The organism is Limnospira sp., assembly GCF_051859755.1.
In the GTDB taxonomy this organism is placed as follows: domain Bacteria; phylum Cyanobacteriota; class Cyanobacteriia; order Cyanobacteriales; family Microcoleaceae; genus Limnospira; species Limnospira fusiformis.
Window position 1 is genome coordinate 1 of record NZ_JBIMLI010000052.1, and the last position, 19,069, is coordinate 19,069.

Annotated in this window: 15 protein-coding genes; 5 read left to right on the forward strand and 10 right to left on the reverse strand. The window is 45.7% G+C overall.

What is annotated here, in order from left to right; all coding sequences use genetic code 11:
• Positions 1-819 precede the first annotated feature (819 nt).
• Entirely contained in the window at positions 820-3,744 is a 2,925-nt protein-coding gene (locus tag ACTIE0_RS11200; protein WP_439516903.1) for a cadherin-like domain-containing protein, read from the forward strand.
• Positions 3,745-3,958: 214 nt separating this feature from the next.
• Here the strand turns inward: ACTIE0_RS11200 and ACTIE0_RS11205 are convergent, their stop codons facing one another.
• From ACTIE0_RS11205 to ACTIE0_RS11215, 3 genes are read right to left on the reverse strand one after another with little or no spacing between them, the layout of a single operon-like run.
• Positions 3,959-5,098: a beta-ketoacyl-ACP synthase gene (locus ACTIE0_RS11205; protein WP_006669664.1), complete on the reverse strand. Its 1,140-nt coding sequence runs from the start codon at positions 5,096-5,098 to the stop codon at positions 3,959-3,961.
• Between the two features lie 47 nt (positions 5,099-5,145).
• The gene (locus tag ACTIE0_RS11210) at positions 5,146-5,925 is read right to left on the reverse strand and encodes a peptidylprolyl isomerase (RefSeq protein WP_039933245.1); all 780 of its coding nucleotides are present in this window, start codon (positions 5,923-5,925) and stop codon (positions 5,146-5,148) included.
• Between the two features lie 10 nt (positions 5,926-5,935).
• Complete coding sequence (locus tag ACTIE0_RS11215) at positions 5,936-6,508, reverse strand: photosystem I assembly protein Ycf4 (protein WP_008049765.1); 573 nt, start codon at positions 6,506-6,508, stop codon at positions 5,936-5,938.
• Between the two features lie 104 nt (positions 6,509-6,612).
• Here ACTIE0_RS11215 and psbD point away from each other — a divergent pair, with 104 nt between their 5' ends.
• Together psbD and psbC are read left to right on the forward strand one after the other, a co-directional pair.
• Positions 6,613-7,671 carry a photosystem II D2 protein (photosystem q(a) protein) gene (gene psbD, locus ACTIE0_RS11220; protein ID WP_006620420.1) on the forward strand — a complete coding sequence of 353 codons (1,059 nt, stop codon included), beginning with the start codon at positions 6,613-6,615 and terminating at the stop codon, positions 7,669-7,671.
• Positions 7,655-9,037, forward strand: a complete 1,383-nt coding sequence (psbC, locus tag ACTIE0_RS11225) for a photosystem II reaction center protein CP43 (protein ID WP_006620419.1) — start codon at positions 7,655-7,657, stop codon at positions 9,035-9,037. Before psbD ends, psbC begins: the two co-directional genes overlap by 17 nt.
• Before the next feature lie 115 nt (positions 9,038-9,152).
• Here psbC and ppk1 read toward each other — a convergent pair whose 3' ends face one another.
• The 6 genes from ppk1 to atpD form a co-directional block, all read right to left on the reverse strand.
• Positions 9,153-11,312 carry a polyphosphate kinase 1 gene (gene ppk1 / locus ACTIE0_RS11230; RefSeq protein ID WP_006620418.1) on the reverse strand — a complete coding sequence of 720 codons (2,160 nt, stop codon included), beginning with the start codon at positions 11,310-11,312 and terminating at the stop codon, positions 9,153-9,155.
• Between the two features lie 280 nt (positions 11,313-11,592).
• Positions 11,593-12,069 carry a DUF4112 domain-containing protein gene (locus tag ACTIE0_RS11235; protein ID WP_006620416.1) on the reverse strand — a complete coding sequence of 159 codons (477 nt, stop codon included), beginning with the start codon at positions 12,067-12,069 and terminating at the stop codon, positions 11,593-11,595.
• A 104-nt stretch (positions 12,070-12,173) separates the two neighbouring features.
• Complete coding sequence (gene dnaK / locus ACTIE0_RS11240; protein ID WP_006620415.1) at positions 12,174-14,087, reverse strand: molecular chaperone DnaK; 1,914 nt, start codon at positions 14,085-14,087, stop codon at positions 12,174-12,176.
• Positions 14,088-14,299: 212 nt separating this feature from the next.
• Positions 14,300-14,437: a hypothetical protein gene (locus ACTIE0_RS11245; RefSeq protein ID WP_006620414.1), complete on the reverse strand. Its 138-nt coding sequence runs from the start codon at positions 14,435-14,437 to the stop codon at positions 14,300-14,302.
• 151 nt (positions 14,438-14,588) lie between these two features.
• Positions 14,589-15,005 carry an ATP synthase F1 subunit epsilon gene (gene atpC / locus ACTIE0_RS11250; protein ID WP_006620413.1) on the reverse strand — a complete coding sequence of 139 codons (417 nt, stop codon included), beginning with the start codon at positions 15,003-15,005 and terminating at the stop codon, positions 14,589-14,591.
• Positions 15,006-15,131: 126 nt separating this feature from the next.
• The gene (gene atpD / locus ACTIE0_RS11255; protein ID WP_006620412.1) at positions 15,132-16,589 is read right to left on the reverse strand and encodes a F0F1 ATP synthase subunit beta; all 1,458 of its coding nucleotides are present in this window, start codon (positions 16,587-16,589) and stop codon (positions 15,132-15,134) included.
• Positions 16,590-17,136: 547 nt separating this feature from the next.
• Between atpD and ACTIE0_RS11260 the strand changes: the two genes are divergently transcribed.
• On the forward strand, positions 17,137-17,307 hold the full coding sequence (locus ACTIE0_RS11260) for a hypothetical protein (protein WP_006620411.1): 171 nt from the start codon (positions 17,137-17,139) through the stop codon (positions 17,305-17,307).
• A gap of 272 nt (positions 17,308-17,579) precedes the next feature.
• On the forward strand, positions 17,580-18,023 hold the full coding sequence (locus ACTIE0_RS11265; protein ID WP_006620410.1) for an aspartyl protease family protein: 444 nt from the start codon (positions 17,580-17,582) through the stop codon (positions 18,021-18,023).
• Positions 18,024-18,748: 725 nt separating this feature from the next.
• On the opposite strand, the gene minE is transcribed toward ACTIE0_RS11265, so the two are convergent.
• Positions 18,749-19,033, reverse strand: a complete 285-nt coding sequence (gene minE, locus ACTIE0_RS11270) for a cell division topological specificity factor MinE (protein WP_006670759.1) — start codon at positions 19,031-19,033, stop codon at positions 18,749-18,751.
• Between the last annotated feature and the right edge of the window lie 36 nt (positions 19,034-19,069).

The following is a 19,069-nucleotide window of genomic DNA, read 5'->3' on the forward strand; positions in this document are numbered from 1 at the left end:
GACTAAAGTCCCCCTGTCGCGTTTCCTCCCCGGTCTAAAGACACGGGGCTTCCACGCTCCCAAGAGGTTTACGTGAACCATCTACCCTTGGTCCATATTAAAGGTCAAAAGAGGACTCCCGTTAAGCCGATAGGCTCAACGACGAGATGAATTTTGACCAGTAACTAAACCATCCGGAAGCGAATCCTTTTTTGGGAAACGCTTAGTAGCCTACAGTCCTTTGAGTGTTCAAAGGATGTCCACCTTTCCCACTCCTGATTTGACAGGCGAACCCGTCAAATTTTATACCTTGCCATTGTGGTCTTTCTAGTGCTACAATCGCGAGGGCTGTTACCAGTAATGTGGGCTGTAAAAAACCAACCAACTCAGTACCTCGAAAGTTAAATAGCACAAGTATAGGGTTATTGACTCGAAACTCGAAAATCGTAAGGTACGTCAGACCGAATAGCTTAGGTAAGGCCACCATAACTCCGATATGGCTGACGCACTGGAGTGGAACTTTTGAGGAAAAAGTACCGCCTAGATACTAGGGTTCGGGCATAACATAGCTGGGAGAAGAAACCCAGATGAAAATGCTTGTGGAGTGAGTATTACGGGGGTTTCAAGAGTAATCTTGGGGTCTAGTTCAGAGGCACGAAAAAGGCAATAATCCCCCGTTATATGGCTTGAGCAATTAACTGCGGGAGTCTCAAATTTAGTACAGATAGATGAGGATGATGTCATATTTTATCCATGAGTAAGGATATGAATTTAGCATCCTTAACCGCTATAATTCTACCGATTGTGATGTAGGTGAGATAATTAGGAGAAAAGGCAAAAATGGGTATTCAATTTGTATACGCAAGCGACCAAAGGTCTGAACCAGGAGTTCTTGGAGAACCCCTTGAATCTCTGACTGTATTACCTGGTGAAGAGTTCACCATTTTCATTATATATGACACTCAGGATGCCACTGGACAAGGTTCAGCATTTAATGAACAAGTCAGTGGAATTGGCTTTTTTACCCTGTTTAATGATAACCAGTTGCAATTGATCGAGGTTGCTGATGTTTTACAAACTGGTCAATTCCCTGGCTTATCTGTTGATCCCAGTGCTTCAGAATCGCTAATAGACGACGCTGATAATCGCGATGGTGATCCGGAAACAAATAAGGCTCTCCAGGGTTCATGGGTTGATTTTGGTGGTCAATGGACAGGTGATGGCACACAGCCTGCCACCCTATACAGCTTAACCTTTAATACTGTTAATGATTTTGATGGCACTTCGATTAACTTCTCCGCAACCGACATAGCACCAGGATTTCAGTTTGACTCGCGATCGCTGAGACTAGAACCTAGGGTTCCACCAAGTAGTTTTACTATTGAACCCCTCCAAGGATTGGAAACTACTGAAGCAGGTGGCACAACAGAGTTTACTGTAGTTCTTGACAGTGAACCGACAGCAGATGTAACTCTTAGCATAGTCAGCAATGACGAGTCAGAGGGAACTGTTGCCGTCAATGAATTGGTATTTAATCCCGAAAACTGGGAAACCCCACAAACTGTGACCATCACCGGGGTAGACGACAATATTGATGATGGAGACCAAGAGTTTACCATTACTGTCGGACCTGCTATCAGTCAAGACCCAGCTTTTAGCGGGTTACCTGCCCAAACTGTGTCGGTCACTAATATTGATAATGATACAGCAGGAGTTTCCATTAATCCTACTGACTTCACTATCGCTCAAGTGGGAGAAACAGCTGAGTTTGAGGTATCTCTCACCAGTGAACCTATAGCCCCAGTACAATTTGAGGTTGTCATTTCTGAACCATTGGTAACTGTTAATCCCGGTTCATTAGACTTTACTGCTGAGAACTGGGATATCCCGCAATCAGTTACCATCACCAGAGAGGCAGGAGATGAAGGACAACTCCAAATCTCCCTAAATCCTACCAGTGATGACCCAAATTACAATGAGATTCCGGTTGACCCTGTACAGGTCAATAATCCCCCAGTTGTACCCGACGACGACCCAGACCCGGAATTACTAACGGTCAACATAACTAGCGATGCGGATATTGCTACGGGGGATGTTGTATTTACCTTCACTTTCTCGGAAGCGGTCACAGACTTTACTGTTGATGACATTACTGTCACCAATGGCACTCGTGGTGAGTTAACCACAGTTAGCTCTAGTGAATATACGCTGTTGGTAACTCCTAGCCCCAACTTTGAGGGGAATTTGACTGTGGAGGTAGCCCCAGAAGCTGCTACCGACGCAGCAGGGAACTTGTTGGTGGCTCCTGCACCCTTTGTTCAAGAGGTGGATACGGTGCCGCCTAACAATCCCCCAGAACCTCAAGATGATGAATTTCGTGGTTTCTTAAATCAGGCGTTGACCATTGCGGTTGCTGATTTACTGGCTAATGATACTGACCCAGATGGGGATGTTCTTACTGTTACAGGTGTTAGCAATCCCGAAAATGCTACAGTAAGATTAGATGGTGATAATGTCATCTTTACGCCGCAAGCTGATTTTACCGGAAATGCTGGTTTTGTCTACACAGTTAGTGATGGAACTGATACAGCTACGGCTAATGTGACGGTTACAGTTAACCCAACTCCTGGAGTGACAGTTGAACCTACAGCAAACTTGGTCACTGCTGAAGACGGACAAACCGACAGATTTACAGTGGTACTGGATAGCCCACCGACTGCTAATGTATCCATTGGGGTTAGTAGTTCCAATCCACAGGAAGGGGTTGTTAGTCCTAATCAGTTGGTATTTACTCCCGCTAATTGGAATCAAGCCCAAACTGTAACTGTGACAGGGGTTCCTGATGATGGCCGTGTTGACGGAGATCAACCCTATCAAATAATTTTAGCTCCTACAGTCAGTTCCGATCCGCTCTTTGATGGTCTCAATGTGCCTGATGTATCGGTGCTTAACCTGGATTTGGATGTTGCTCCTCCTCCACCACCTCCAGTTCAACCGCCGCAAGTTCAACCGCCGGAAGTCGAACAGCCGGAAGTCGAACAGCCGGAAGTCGAACAGCCTACTATACCTCCCATTGATATCAATTCGGTCAGACCTCCTATACCTGGCATTCCTGATGCGAATTTGGGCTTTATTACTCAGGCTTCCTTAGAGTTCCCAAATCAGTTATTTGGTACGGATGATCCTGATTTTATTCTAGGTAGTGCTTCGGATGAAACTTTGCTAGGTTTTCAGGGTAATGACTTCCTTCAGGGAACTGCTGGTAATAATACCCTGTTTGGAGGTCAGGGTAATGATACGCTTGTGGGTGGCAATGGTAATGATGTGCTGTTTGGAAATAAGGATGATGATATCCTATTTGGACAGGGTGGTAATGATACCCTCTTCGGAGGTCAGGGCAATGATACCTTAATCGGTGGTGCTGGTAATAATGAACTCTGGGGCGATAAGGGTAATGATGTCTTGTACGGAGGAATGCGAGGGATTGATACTCTGCGGGGAGGAGAGGGTAATGATACCTTTATCCTGGTTCCTGGGGATGGCTACAGTGTGGTAGCTGATTTTCAGATGAATCAAGACTTAATTATTCTGCCAGGAACTCCAGCTAATTACGAGATTGGTGATTTACCCCAGGGATTTGCTAATGCTACGGCGATTTACCAAGTTAATCCGCCTAACTCGGAAACTCCCAGGGAACTGGTGGGAGTCTTGCAAGGGTTGACTGATATCAGTTTGCAAAATGATAATATCTTCAGGTTTGTCTAGTGTCTGGTGCTGTCTAGTATTGATGGAAATTTTGCCATTGGTTTGCTAAACTAAATAAGGCTCAAATTCATCAAGTAAATACCTAGTTGGACTGGAAAGCCTGTGACTTAATTTAATAAGTGTACCTACTAACAGTAGAGGCAAGGCATACTTTGTCTCTACTTTTTTATCTACCTAGGTTGGATATCCATGTGGTGAATTTCAATAATTAAGTCTATTTTTTCGGAGGATGATTTCCTAAAGCGATCGCCACATTTTGCCCCCCAAATCCAAACCCTAAACACAGCACATTATTGACCACCGTTGACCGGGGAGTGGTGACTACATCTAGGGGAAATTCTAAATCCTGTAACCCTACACAAGGCGGTAAAAGTTGCTGTTCTAATGCCTTTAAACAAAAGGCGACCCCCAAAGCACCAGAAGCGCCTAAAGTGTGACCTGTTGCGCCTTTGGTGGAACTCACCGCTACACCATGGGGGAATAGTTGATTAATAATAAAGGCTTCGTGTTTATCATTTAAAATGGTAGCAGTTCCGTGGGCGTGAATATAGTCAATATCAGTAGGATGAAGATGGCTGTCATTAAGGCTTCTTTGAATAGCAGCGATCGCACTTTTTCCCTCACCATCAGGCTTATTATGATAGCAGGCATCCACCGTGACACCAAAGCCTAAAATACTCCCATAAATCTTACCATGGCGGCGATGGGCAAGTTCTGCTGACTCCAATACCAAAAGCGCCGCGCCTTCTCCCAAGGCTAAACCATCTCGCCGCCGAGAAAATGGGTAAGCAGACCGGGAGGCTAAAGCACCCATTTTGGCAAATCCGATTAAACTTAGGGGAGTAATGGGAGCCTCGAGTGCCCCAACGATCACGCGCTGACATTGTTGGGTTTTAAGTAACTCAAATCCTTGAGCGATCGCCCACAGTCCGGTCGCACAAGCAGCCATAGGACTCAATACCGGACCTTCAGAGCCAATTATAGCGGCGATCGTAGCAGCTAGTTGACCATGCAGAAAACCAGGGAATAATCCCAGACAACTGTCTGTAGTGTCCCTAGCCAGTCCTTCTAAATCGGCTTGGTAGCCACGAGAAGACCCCACTACTACCCCACAATCAGTTAAGGGAAATTCTAACCTGGCATCTGCTAAAGTCTCAGCTACCGTCGGCTGAATTAGTGGCTGTAGGTGGGTGGGTTGGCTTCCCCACATTGCTAGAGGCGACGGGGGAAGTTCCCGGAAAGGTTGAGACAAGGCGATCGCCGTCTGACCCTTAATGATAGCTTCCCAAGTCTGGTTAAGATCACCACTAGCCGAACGCAAACCTATTCCGGTAACCACAACATCCACAGCCACTTACCAACCCAGAAACTGAGTTTCTTGTTGCAAATCGTAACAATCTGCTAATTTTGGAGGTTCTCTAACCCCGTAATAATCTTAGCCGACTCAATGCGATCGCCCTGTTCAATTTGGTCTACAACCGCCATACCATCGACAACATAGCCAAAAACCGCATAATTGCCATCTAGGAAAGGCAAATCCGACAGAGCAAAATAGAACTGAGAGGAAGCAGAATCAGGTAATGCGGAACGAGCCATAGCTACCGCCCCCCGGGTATGGCTTAATAGGGGAGCCACATTAATCTTAGCCTGATCAAAGGTTTTGCCATAAATCGGTTCATCCGCATTCCTCGGTTTAATTTCCAAGGGGATATAGCGCTGTTGGGAAGTCTCCGGGTCAATAAATCCCCCCGTACCTAACCGAGAAGTCGGAACAGTTTCATCCTTACTTTGGGGGTCGCCACCCTGAACCACAAAAGGTTGTGGGTCGCGCACGACACGATGAAAAGACACCCCATCATAAACCCCACGATTAACTAGATCTACAAAATTTCCCGCCGTAATTGGGGCTGCTATGCCGTCTACCTCAATGGTAATCGGCGATCCGTTAACCGTCATGACAATAGTTGCCTTTCCTTCGAGTCTTGGTAAATTGCTCATTATGCTTGAATTATTAGTTGCAGAAATGGAAGCAGCCCTTTGACTGCCGCCGGGTGGCGTGGTATTTTGGACCCCCATGGAGTCCCCAACTGATGGGCTACCACAGCCCGTTACCAGAACTAGGAACACCAGAGACAAAAGCCACAGCCACCCTCTAATCATGTTTAGTAGTCTATTTTTCATGTACCTGATGTTAAAGTCCCTCCAAGGGAACCTGTAGAAACTTAGCCAGTTGGGCCCCATCATTTTCTAGCTCAGATAAAGCCATAGGCTGGCCCACCCTGGTTAAAGGAATTTCCCGCCTGTCCTTTAATTTTAGATACAAGGCGCGACGGGGGCTAAGTCCTTCTTTGAGATCTACCCGAATAGATTGGACTTGGGAACGATTGCAGTTGAACTCAACCCGGCGGTTCTTGCCAGGAAACCCCCAACGAAAAATCTCGATTTCCCCAGTTTCCTGGTCAAATCTATTGTAACCGCCACCAAGATCCCAGATAACGACTAGCCATAGGTATGTCGCTAATAATATGGCAGCAGTGCCATAAAGTCCCATGACCAGCCCCTGGGGAAGAAAAATTAGTTGGGAAGGGTCAGCAAAGGGTAACAGGTTCTGGCCCAAATAGCTGGAAAGCCCAGCCAGCAGAAAACCTACCCCGCCAATAGTGATTGTGGTCGCCCAAAAGTAGTTACTGAAGCGACGCGAACCTAAGATTTGCTTTTCAAGAATGCGATCGCCCATAGCGGCCTTTTCTGTCTGTGTGTTCATAAAAATCTCAGAAATCTTTGCCAAAAATGTGAACTGTAATATATATTTATGTTAACTTGCTTAACAAAGCATGATCTTTAGAAAATCCCGAGGAACGTTCTCAAATGACTATAGCAGTCGAGCGCCCTCAAGTCACTAGAGGATGGTTTGATGTCCTCGATGACTGGCTGAAGCGCGATCGGTTCGTATTTGTGGGATGGTCGGGTATCCTGCTTTTCCCCTGCGCCTATCTATCTATCGGGGGATGGTTGACAGGAACCACCTTTGTTACCTCTTGGTACACCCACGGACTCGCCAGTTCCTACCTAGAAGGTTGCAACTTTCTGACCGCTGCCGTCAGCACCCCCGCTAACAGTTTGGGGCACTCCCTACTGTTCCTGTGGGGTCCCGAAGCTCAGTGGGACTTTACCCGCTGGTGCCAATTAGGGGGTTTATGGGCTTTTGTAGCCCTGCATGGAGCTTTCGCACTGATTGGGTTCTGCCTGCGTCAGTTGGAAATCGCCCGGTTGGTTGGCATTCGTCCTTATAATGCGATCGCTTTCACCGGCCCTATTGCCGTGTTCGTGAGCGTATTCTTAATGTACCCCTTGGGTCAGTCGGGGTGGTTCTTTGCTCCCAGCTTTGGTGTAGCAGGTATCTTCCGGTTTATCCTATTTTTCCAAGGATTCCACAACTGGACTCTAAACCCCTTCCACATGATGGGAGTTGCGGGAATCCTCGGCGGTGCGCTACTATGTGCTATTCATGGTGCTACAGTAGAAAACACCCTGTTTGAAGACGGAGAAGGATCTAACACCTTCCGAGCCTTTGAACCGACCCAAGCGGAAGAAACCTATTCCATGGTGACAGCCAACCGCTTTTGGTCTCAAATTTTCGGTATTGCTTTTTCAAACAAACGTTGGTTACACTTCTTCATGCTGTTCGTTCCCGTAACAGGTCTGTGGATGTGTTCCATCGGTGTAGTGGGTCTAGCTGTAAACCTGCGTGCTTATGACTTCGTGTCACAAGAATTACGCGCCGCAGAAGATCCGGAGTTTGAAACCTTCTATACTAAGAACATTCTGCTCAACGAGGGTATTCGCGCTTGGATGGCTCCAGCCGATCAACCTCATCAAAACTTTGTATTCCCTGAGGAGGTATTACCGCGTGGTAACGCTCTCTAGCAATTCTTACTTAGGCGGTCGCGACCAAGAATCCACAGGGTTCGCCTGGTGGTCTGGTAACGCTCGTTTAATCAATCTTTCTGGAAAACTGCTGGGCGCTCATGTAGCCCATGCTGGACTCATTGTATTCTGGGCTGGGGCAATGGCCCTGTTTGAAGTGTCCCACTTCGTTCCCGAAAAGCCCATGTATGAGCAAGGTCTGATTCTGTTGCCTCACTTGGCTACCCAAGGTTGGGGTGTCGGGCCTGGTGGTGAAGTGATTAACACTTTCCCCTACTTTGTCGTCGGCGTACTACACTTGATCTCCTCTGCAGTTCTCGGCTTAGGTGGCATTTATCACGCTGTTCGTGGTCCTGAAGTCCTGGAAGAATATTCCTCCTTCTTCGGATACGACTGGAAAGATAAAAACCAAATGACCAACATCATCGGTTATCACCTGATTCTGTTGGGCTGCGGTGCGCTTCTACTCGTATTCAAAGCCATGTTCTTTGGCGGTGTCTACGATACTTGGGCTCCTGGTGGTGGTGACGTTCGCATCATCAACAATCCTACCCTAAACCCGTTGGTTATCTTTGGCTACCTACTTAAAGCCCCCTTCGGTGGTGAAGGTTGGATAATTGGTGTGGACAACATGGAAGATATCATCGGCGGTCATATCTGGATCGGTCTGATCTGCATCGCTGGTGGTGTTTGGCACATCTTGACTAAGCCCTTTGGTTGGGCTCGTCGTGCCTTCATCTGGTCTGGAGAAGCCTATCTATCCTACAGCCTCGGTGCTTTGTCTCTGATGGCTTTCATTGCCTCTGCTTTCGTCTGGTTTAACAACACCGCTTATCCCAGCGAATTCTATGGCCCCACTAACGCTGAAGCATCCCAAGCTCAGTCCTTTGTGTTCCTAGTTCGTGACCAAAAACTCGGTGCTAACATCGGTTCCGCCCAAGGCCCCACTGGTCTGGGTAAATACCTGATGCGCTCCCCCACTGGTGAAATCATCTTCGGTGGTGAAACTATGCGTTTCTGGGACTTCAAAGGCCCCTGGCTTGAGCCTCTGCGTGGACCTAACGGCCTTGACCTGAACAAGCTCAAAAATGACATTCAGCCTTGGCAAGTACGTCGCGCTGCTGAGTACATGACCCATGCTCCTAACGGTTCTATCAACTCCGTAGGCGGTATCATTACTGAAGCTCAAGGGTTCAACTACGTTAACCCCCGTGCTTGGCTGGCTGCTTCTCACTTTATTCTCGCTTTCTTCTTCCTGGTTGGTCACTTGTGGCACGCAGGTCGCGCCCGCGCTGCTGTGGCTGGCTTTGAAAAAGGAATTGATCGCGAGACTGAGCCAGTTCTCGCTATGCCTGACCTAGACTAATTCAGTCTCCTTAATTCTCCCTTTATAACAGGGGGAATTAGAGGTTGATTTCCTAACAGTTAGGAAAATTTACCCCACCTATAAACGGTGGGGTTTTTCGCACTTTGATGGGACTTTATTTCCCCGTTTCCGCTGTTTCCATAAAAATTGTTTGGGCGCTTAGTTCAGGAGCCTTATCAGCCGGTTGACGCTGAATATAAATCCCGTCAGACTGTAAATCCCAAGCATGACGATTATCTGATAGCATAATCCCTAGGATTTCCTGTAAATCTTTGACAATTTTCGGATCTTCTACTGGTGCGATCGCCTCTACTCGTCGGTTTAAATTTCTCGGCATCCAATCTGCTGAACCAATATAAACCTCCTCCTCACCATGATTGTGGAAATAGAAAATCCGAGAGTGTTCCAGAAATCGCCCCACAATACTAATTACATTGATATTTTCACTAATTCCTTTCACCCCCGGACGTAAACAACAAATCCCTCGCACAATTAAATCAATCGTTACTCCCGCCATGGAAGCCTCATAAAGAGTAGCAATTATTTCCGGGTCTACTAAAGAATTCATCTTCGCCACAATTCGCCCCGTCTTCCCGGCGTTACAGTTGTCAATTTCCCGGCGAATTAAACCCAAAAAGCGATCGCGCATATTCACAGGCGCAACCAGCAATTTTCGATAGGACTGTTGGCGAGAATACCCCGTCAAGAAATTAAACAAATCCGTTAAATCCTCTCCCAACTCTTCCCGACAACTAAACAACCCCAAATCTGTATAAAGTTTCGCCGTTTTCGGGTTATAGTTCCCCGTACCAATATGAACATAACGGCGGATATGACCTTCTTCATGGCGCACAACCATCACAATTTTGGTATGGGTTTTTAACCCCACCACCCCATAAACCACATGAACTCCCCGCTGTTCTAACTTCCGCGCCCAATGAATATTATTTTCCTCATCAAATCGCGCCTTTAACTCCACTAAAGCCGCCACCTGTTTACCATTCTCCGCCGCCGCAATGAGAGCATTAATAATTGGCGAATCCCCAGAAGTTCGGTACAAAGTCATCTTAATCGCCAACACATTCGGATCATCCGCCGCCTGGGTAATAAACTGCTGTACCGTCGCTGAAAAAGATTGATAGGGATGATGCACCAATACATCACCCTGTCGAATAATTGCAAAAATATCCTTTTCCAGTTCCCCATTACTCGAACAGGTAGTTTCATCACTATCAGCTAACCATTTGGGTAGAGCCGGAGTCCAATCAGGATCTTTTAACTCCGGTATAGGAAGGCCTATAAATGACATCAAATCCTTCAGGTCTAGCAGTCCATCTAAGCTATAAATATCCTCTGGATCTATTTCTAGTTCCTCCATTAACATATCTCGGATATACTCAGGCATGGCGGTATTTACTTCTAATCTCACCACCGAACCGCCTAAACGTCGCTTTCTTAACTCCTGTTCAATCGCTAGTAATAAATCATCTCCCTCATCCTCCTGAACCGATAAATCCGCATCCCGGGTAATTCGGAAGGGATAGTAATCGAGGATATTCATTCCGGGAAATAGAGATTCCAAATTATGAGCAATTAGCTGTTCAATTGGAACTCCCGCCCAAAAACAACTTTCGCTCTCTTCCCGTTTCTGGAATTGGTCGGGAATAGCAATAAATCTAGGTAATAGTTTCGGGACTTTAATTCGAGCCAATAGATCTTCGTTAGTTTCGGGATTTTTTAGCACCACCACTAGATTAAGACTGAGGTTAGATAAGTAGGGAAAAGGATGGCTTCTATCAATGGCTAACGGAGTGAGAACTGGGAAAATTTGTGACTCGAAATACTCGTGTAAATAGTTCCGCTGTTCCTGATTTAAGTCAATGTAGTTCAGGAGGTGAATATTATGTTGTCCTAGTTCAGGTTTGATAATTTTATCAAAAACATTATGTTGCTCAGATACCATGGGTAGCAACTTCTCGTGAATTTCTGTAAGCTGCTGTCTGGGAGTGCGACCGTCAGGGGTACGTTTATTAACATGGGCTTCCATTTGGCGTTTTAACCCGGCTACCCTCACCATAAAAAATTCGTCTAAATTGGAACTAAATATTGCCATGAATTTTAGACGCTCTAATAGTGGCGTGCGAGGATCTAATGCTTCCGCTAGTACCCGGCGGTTAAATTCTAGCCAACTCAGTTCTCGGTTAAAAAAGTATTGAGGGTCCTTCATGTCAATTTTGACAGATGTGGAGTTGTCGGTTTTTTTAGATTTTGCCATAATCTCAAATTAATCCCGGGAGTCCGGGAAACAGGTGATTGATTGGATAATACCTGAATCGGGTAACAGGTAATACATACTACAGGAAGTTTAACACTGAAAAGTAGGGGTAAGCTGTGCCTGGTCTTTACTTACCACAGGGAACAGCCAACTCCCTAATTATCCTGGCAGTTACTATATGTTAAATTTTTGTTAAGTATGATTCAAGCGATCGCCTTTTGATATTTAATTAGGATTAACCCCCAATCTCTGCCCATATATATAGGCAATTCCACATTATTTAACCGCTGAAAGACACAATAATTATTAATGCCAAAACTATGATTGATGTGACGAATAACACCGCCGTAAATATCAGGCAACCTTTACCCGAAAAATTCCCGGCTGAATAGTTTTTAATATTGTTTATATCTTCCCCTTCACAATCACTTAAATATGACTCTAATATATCGACATTTTTAACATTGGCTTGCCAAAATACATCAAATAAATCACCAAATATTGGCACACTTCCTAACACCGTATCTATGACAATATTGTATGTCATAATCAGCAATAATTTCTTAGGTACACCTAATTGCAAAGACCTAAACACAATATATGCAGCTAATACCGCTCCCCATAAATCACCACCACCAGGAATTAATCCGATGAGAGGATCTAAACCAATACCTTGGGAAGTTCCGGGAATGCGAATAGCTCGATCTAAAAAATCACTAAATTGTCTGAGTTCTCGTAGTGCGATCGCTTTTTTCAAAGAACCTCCTCGACAAATTCCCAAAAAAATAGAGGGATATTAATATAATACCCTCTATCATAGAATCCGAGTCAAATTATCTGCAATACTCAACCTTTACTAACTTATTTAGCTTCGGTGAAGTCCGCATCAATTACATCATCAGAACCGCCTCCATCACCATCAGTAGGACCAGCACCCGGTCCAGGCCCCTCAGCACCCGGCGCAGCGCCACCAGCTTGCTGATATAGATTACTGCTGAGAGTATATAGCGCCTGTTGCAGATCTGTAGTCAAGGTTTTAATCTGATCATCATTTTCCTGAGCGATCGCATCCCGCAGGTCCTTAATCATAGCCTCAATCTTAGACTTATCATCAGCGGGAACCTTATCACCCAGTTCCGAAATTTGCTTTTCAGCCTGATAAGCCAAAGTATCAGCCTGGTTCTTACGGTCAATACGTTCACGGCGTTCACGGTCGGTGGCTGCATTCTTTTCAGCTTCCTTAACCATGCGTTCAACTTCCGTATCCGGTAAAGTCGAAGCACCAGTAATGCTGATAGATTGTTCCTTACCAGTACCCTTATCCTTAGCAGTAACATTCAAGATACCATTGGCATCAATATCAAAAGTTACCTCAATTTGAGGAACACCACGGGGAGCCGGAGGAATCCCATCGAGGCGGAAAGTTCCCAAACTCTTGTTATCATTGGACATTTCCCGTTCACCCTGGAGAACGTGAATTTCCACATTAGTCTGACCATCAACTGCTGTTGAGAACACCTCAGACTTCTTAGTAGGAATAGTGGTATTACGGGGAATAATCTTAGTCATCACACCGCCCAGGGTTTCCACACCCAGAGACAGAGGAGTAACATCTAGCAGCAGAATATCCTTAACCTCACCAGCCAGAACACCCGCTTGAATCGCAGCACCCACAGCCACCACTTCATCAGGGTTCACCGTTTGGTTAGGTTCCTTACCCAGAACCCGTTTAACCAACTCCTTAACCGCTGGAATACGGGTAGAACCTCCTACCATTACCACTTCATTAATAGCAGACTTATCCAGTTTCGCATCCCGGATCGCATTTTCCACAGGAATGCGACAGCGGTCAATTAAATCAGAGCAGATTTCCTCAAACTTAGCGCGGGTGAGGGTCATATCCAAATGTTTAGGACCATCGCTAGTCGCCGTAATAAACGGCAAGTTAATTTCAGCTTGGGTAACGCTAGATAGTTCCTGCTTCGCTTTTTCCGACGCTTCTGTTAGACGTTGTAGCGCCTGTTTATCCTTACGCAGATCAACACCTTCTGCTTTCATGAACTCCCCAGCGAGGTAGTCCACTATTTTTTTGTCAAAGTCATCACCACCGAGGTGAGTATCACCAGAGGTAGCCAATACTTCAAATACCCCATCACCCACTTCTAGGATGGAAACATCAAAAGTACCACCCCCAAGGTCAAAGACTAAAATAGTCTCATTGCTTTTTTTATCCATCCCATAGGCTAGGGAAGCAGCGGTAGGCTCGTTGATAATCCGCTTAACTTCAACACCAGCAATTTTACCAGCATCCTTAGTCGCTTGGCGTTGAGAGTCATTAAAGTAAGCCGGAACAGTGATTACAGCTTCCGTTACCGTTTCCCCTAGATAGGTACTAGCATCTTCCACCAGTTTGCGTAGTACCTGGGCGGAAATTTCCTCTGGCGCAAATTGTCTATCTCGTGCGGGACAGTCTAGCTTAACGTTGCCGCTACTGTCTCTGAGAACCTTGTAAGAAACTTCTGTAGACTCATTACTAACTTCTTCCTGCTTACGACCAATGAACCGTTTTACTGAATAGAATGTGTTGTCCGGGTTCATGACCGCTTGGCGCTTGGCGATTTGTCCCACTAGCTGATCGCCATTTTTAGCATAAGCAACTACTGACGGGGTGGTGCGAAGACCCTCTGCATTGGCTATTACAGTGGGTTTACCACCTTCCATTACCGCTACACAAGAGTTTGTGGTTCCTAAGTCAATTCCAACTACTTTTCCCATATTGGTGTCTTGGCTCCTATCATAACTACAAAATCGGCTTTACTCAGGCGCTATTGATTTGCCCAAGTATCTGACCACAGGTCAAACCTGGAAACTTTAATTTAGTCCGGGGGTTCTTATTTGAATAAGATCTTCAGGATCGATTCTTATCTCTATACTGTGGGTGGTTAGTCATTTTGATGAAGGGGTATTTACCGAACCTCTAGGGACGGTTAGACTCCTTGCCAACTAACCTTTCCTCGCTGTTGGCGATATCTATTGAATACTGTAGAGGTAGCGATCGCATTTGATGTGGTGGCAAACCCTAACTCCCAGGTTGTATTTCCCGTCCATGGGAAATTAGCGATCATACTGTTGTGTGTCGTTGGTTAGTTCACGCTAATTGGCAGTCTGAAAAACCATCACTAAACATTTTGATAAAAAATGTACAGACAAGGCACGCCCTGTCTATAAGCACGCCTTGTCTCTTTGATCTTGGTGGTTGATTTCACCAGAAACTGGTTATTCCATTGCCTTGTCACCCGCCGCCTGTAGACGGGCTCTGGCACGCTTTAACCCTTGCTTCGCTTTCATTTGCTCCTGCACATTCCCACCAGCGTTAGCAGCTTCTACGGCTGCTTGAGCTTGATTATAGGCTTCGCGGGCTGTCCCCACATCAATATTTGCACCTTTCTCGGCACCATTGACCAGAACAGTTATTTCATTATTTTGAACTTCGGCAAACCCTTCCATGAGGGCAATAGTCACCCATTCATTTTTAGCTCTCACTCTCATAACTCCCGGATCTAAAGCCGTTAGTAGGGGAGCGTGATCACTAAGAATACCAAGCTGACCGGTAGTGCTTGGGAGAATCACCTCTTGAGCCGTATCATCCCAAACCGTTTGGTCAGGGGCTATAACACGCACAGTTAATGTCATTTTCAGTTATTAATAGTAAAATCCACAATTGAAGCGCCTTTTTTGCACTCAAGAATCAGAATCAGGCGGATTATCTCCTCTGACTCTGATTCTCTAACTACACCTTTGCAGGTTAATCAGACCGAGTTATTTATTCTCAGCCTTCATTTTTTCCCATTTAGCGATCGCCATATCGATATCACCGACCATATAGAAGGCTTGTTCTGGCATATCGTCAAGTTCTCCATTGAGAATCATCTGGAAGCCCTTAATAGTTTTTTCCAGGGGCACATATTGACCCGGAGAACCAGTAAACACCTCAGCCACAAAGAAAGGCTGAGATAGGAACCGTTCAATTTTCCGAGCCCGAGCCACAACCAGGCGGTCTTCCTCAGAAAGTTCATCAAGACCCAGAATCGCGATAATATCTTGCAGTTCTTTATAGCGCTGCAAAGTAGACTGTACAGCACGAGCGGTCTGGTAGTGTTCTTCCCCGACCACACTAGGCTGTAACATAGTGGAACTGGAATCGAGGGGGTCAACCGCCGGATAAATACCCTTAGATGCCAAAGAACGAGACAATACAGTGGTCGCGTCCAAGTGAGCGAAAGTAGTAGCCGGAGCCGGGTCGGTCAAGTCATCAGCCGGAACATATACCGCTTGAATAGAGGTAATCGAGCCTTCTTTCGTAGAAGTAATCCGTTCTTGCAGCTCACCCATTTCCGTCCCCAACGTGGGCTGATATCCCACAGCAGAAGGCATCCGTCCCAGGAGAGCAGACACTTCCGAACCCGCTTGTACAAACCGGAAGATATTGTCAATAAATAATAGAACGTCTTGTTTACTGACATCACGGAAGTATTCAGCCATTGTCAGAGCCGACAGAGCCACCCGCATCCGCGCTCCGGGGGGTTCATTCATTTGTCCATAAACCAGAGCCACCTTAGACTGACCCAGATCTTCTTTGTTAATTACGCCGGACTCGATCATTTCGTTGTAGAGGTCATTCCCTTCGCGGGTACGTTCTCCCACACCACCAAACACGGAAACACCCCCGTGAGCCTTAGCGATGTTGTTGATCAACTCCATAATAATTACAGTTTTACCAACACCAGCCCCCCCAAATAGGCCGATTTTGCCTCCACGACGATAGGGAGCCAACAGGTCTACCACTTTAATGCCTGTTTCAAAGACCGATGGGCTAGTCTCCAAATCTACAAAAGCGGGTGCGGGGCGGTGGATAGAAGAAGTTTCATCATTGGGAACCGGACCCAGGTTATCAATGGGTTCGCCCACCACGTTAAAGATACGACCTAGAGTTCCAGAACCCACCGGAACCTGAATCGCTCTCCCTGTGTCTGTGGCTTCCATACCCCGAACCAAGCCATCTGTACCACTCATGGCAACCGATCGCACTTGGTTATCCCCAAGAAGTTGCTGAACTTCACAGACCACGGAAATCTCTTGGCCGGCTTCGTTTTTGCCAGAGATTTTCAGAGCGTTGTAGATTTCCGGCAGTTTGCCATCAGGGAACTTAATATCTACAACTGGACCAATTACTTGGGTAATGTAGCCGATTTTTGTTTTTTCTGCGGTGCTGACCATGCTTTCGCCTATTTCCTTATTTCGCTAATCCGATGTTTCGGCAAGCTTTAGAAGAATTTAATATTGCCATTTCTTAGGGTATCACTCTATGGAGACATCAAGAACAACTTAGCTGATAAAATTGATACCGTCCCCAAAAACTATCCTTCCTTACCACCCCCATTTTTTTGGTCAGTGGGCGGGCTTGCTTTTTGTCTTTCACCGTGCTATTATTTGATATAATCGAAATATTGCCGTTTTTTGGATTTTAGCAAATATTCCATTATTAAACAATATGTCAATATATTAGCATTAACTCTGGGTGGTTGTCAACCCCTGGGGGCTTTTTTTGGGAGGGTCGCCCTAAAGGTTTCTAGGAGAAGGTGACAGAGGGGGGTCGCCCCAGGTCATCAATGCTAGGTCGGGGTCATCCTCGAAGGCTTCCGGGGAAAAGTGACCCGGCGATTGTGGCCATTGTCCGATAAGAGAGTCCAAAGGCGATCGCCCTCTTTTTGGAAGTGAAACCCGGCCGCCCGGAGGATGTTTGAATAGGCTCCAAGTCCCCCGGGTGAAACTGACAACCCATAATCGATCGCATTTTTCCATGATTATGCAACAGGAGACCCAACCCGGCGGCGACCCGGCGAATGAGTGCGCTGGCGAAAAATCCCGACTGGCGATCGTACTGACTACAGTTTTCCCAAGCCGGAATCTAAAAGTCGATAAAATTAATCATTAATAATTGATAATTTTATAGTAGGTAATATAACTCCCCCCAAAAAGCCGATTTCCAGAAACCCGGTTTCTGATCCCGCTAACTAATTAATAATTTTACATGAGCAACCCCGTTTGTGTCTGTGCTGGGTTGGCTTTCTTGTGCTAAACTGGTGATGAAAGTGGCAAAAACCCGGTTTCTGAGTTGAAGGTGATCATGAGACTCCATGGCTTTGGAAATCCCACCTCTGCTCAAATTTTAGTCATAATTGAGGTAGAGTAGCAGGAGGTACAATCATGTCAAATCCCACCGAAAAGACCATGGGCCGAATTATCACGACTTTAACCATAACGAACCGGATCGACCAAGCCAATGCCAGACAAGGTTTGATTCCAGTCGAACAAGTGCGATCGCTAACTTTAAATAATGTTCTGGTGGATACAGGAGCTACGACATTATGCCTTCCTTCCAATGCGATCGCCCAATTAGGTTTAGAATTACTAAAAGAAGTTGATGTAGCCACGGCTAACGGATTCAGTAAAGCCAGAGTTTTCCGAGACGCTAGTATTTCCCTATTGGGTAGAGAAGGAACTTTTGAATGCTTAGAATTACCTGGAGGACGCGACCCGCTTTTGGGGGTTTTGCCTTTGGAAGCATTAGGAATCGAACTGGATTTGACAAATCAGCAATTAAAGCTATTACCCGAAACCTCAATGGACACTTATTTAACTATTTTGTAATTGAAAGCGATCGCTTTGAGAATTAATAATTAATAATTAATAATTGTAGGGTCGGGTTCTGCGAATACCTCTCCTCCTCACGAACTCCCCTAAATCAGGTGGATTGGGTTGATTTTCTGGCAGTTATTAAGTTAAACTGGTAATATCGCTCAATCAATTTATTGTGTGATGGCAATGGTTACACTGCAAATTGAAAACTTGCCTGATGAATTATACTATCTAATTGAAAATATTGCCTCTGAAAATAATCTTACTGTTAATGAGGCAGTTTCTTTATTGTAGGGTGCGTTAGGCGGTGACCAACTTGAGATTTTTACGAAAATTTACCAATCCGCCGTAACGCACCAATATTTAGCCAAAAAGGTGCGTTACGTTGGCAATAGAGATGGTTAATTGGAGGCAGAAATTTACCCCCAACTAACGCTACCAAAGACTCAATGGAAACTTATTTAACTATTTTGTAATGGCAAGCGATCGCTTTGAGAATTAATAATTAATAATTAATAATTGTAGGGTCGGGTTCTGCGAATACCTCTCCTCCCAACGAACTCCCAGAAACCCGGTTTCTCAAAGAAACCCGGTTTCATAATAGGCTAGATGTCTAATGTTGGCAGATAATATACCACTTTTTCCTTAATCTGCTGCACGCGCCGCCGGTTGACTAAAGCCTCCCACTCCGGGTCGGTTTGACAACACAAAAAAGCAGTTCTCCTGGGAGTGCCAGTTTAGGAGTCCGGCGCGACGGTTTTTCTCACTCGTCTGATCGGAAGGTTAGCTATCAAAATAGTCGATCTTTGGTCGCTTTCTAACCCAAATTCTGAGTCATCTGTATCAATTTCCACATACCTAGATACCACCTCCAAAATCTCCCGCCGCATAGCTTCTACAACTTCGGGAGATAAATCAGCGCGATCGTGGGCGAGAACTAATTTTAACCGTTGTTTGACCGCATCACGACTGTTAGGCCTCTTGCGGTTCAAAAATTTGTCGATAAATTCATTAATTTTCATTGCTGTTGCTACATTATCGAACAGTGGATCAAAACC

Coding starts and splice junctions, on each gene's coding strand:
- ACTIE0_RS11200 (WP_439516903.1), top strand. CDS start 820: ATGGGTATTCAATTTGTATACGCAAGCGACCAAAGGTCTGAACCAGGA.
- ACTIE0_RS11210 (WP_039933245.1), bottom strand. CDS start 5,925: ATGAAAAATAGACTACTAAACATGATTAGAGGGTGGCTGTGGCTTTTG.
- ACTIE0_RS11215 (WP_008049765.1), bottom strand. CDS start 6,508: ATGAACACACAGACAGAAAAGGCCGCTATGGGCGATCGCATTCTTGAA.
- psbD (WP_006620420.1), top strand. CDS start 6,613: ATGACTATAGCAGTCGAGCGCCCTCAAGTCACTAGAGGATGGTTTGAT.
- ppk1 (WP_006620418.1), bottom strand. CDS start 11,312: ATGGCAAAATCTAAAAAAACCGACAACTCCACATCTGTCAAAATTGAC.
- dnaK (WP_006620415.1), bottom strand. CDS start 14,087: ATGGGAAAAGTAGTTGGAATTGACTTAGGAACCACAAACTCTTGTGTA.
- ACTIE0_RS11245 (WP_006620414.1), bottom strand. CDS start 14,437: ATGATCGCTAATTTCCCATGGACGGGAAATACAACCTGGGAGTTAGGG.
- atpC (WP_006620413.1), bottom strand. CDS start 15,005: ATGACATTAACTGTGCGTGTTATAGCCCCTGACCAAACGGTTTGGGAT.
- atpD (WP_006620412.1), bottom strand. CDS start 16,589: ATGGTCAGCACCGCAGAAAAAACAAAAATCGGCTACATTACCCAAGTA.
- ACTIE0_RS11265 (WP_006620410.1), top strand. CDS start 17,580: ATGTCAAATCCCACCGAAAAGACCATGGGCCGAATTATCACGACTTTA.
- minE (WP_006670759.1), bottom strand. CDS start 19,033: ATGAAAATTAATGAATTTATCGACAAATTTTTGAACCGCAAGAGGCCT.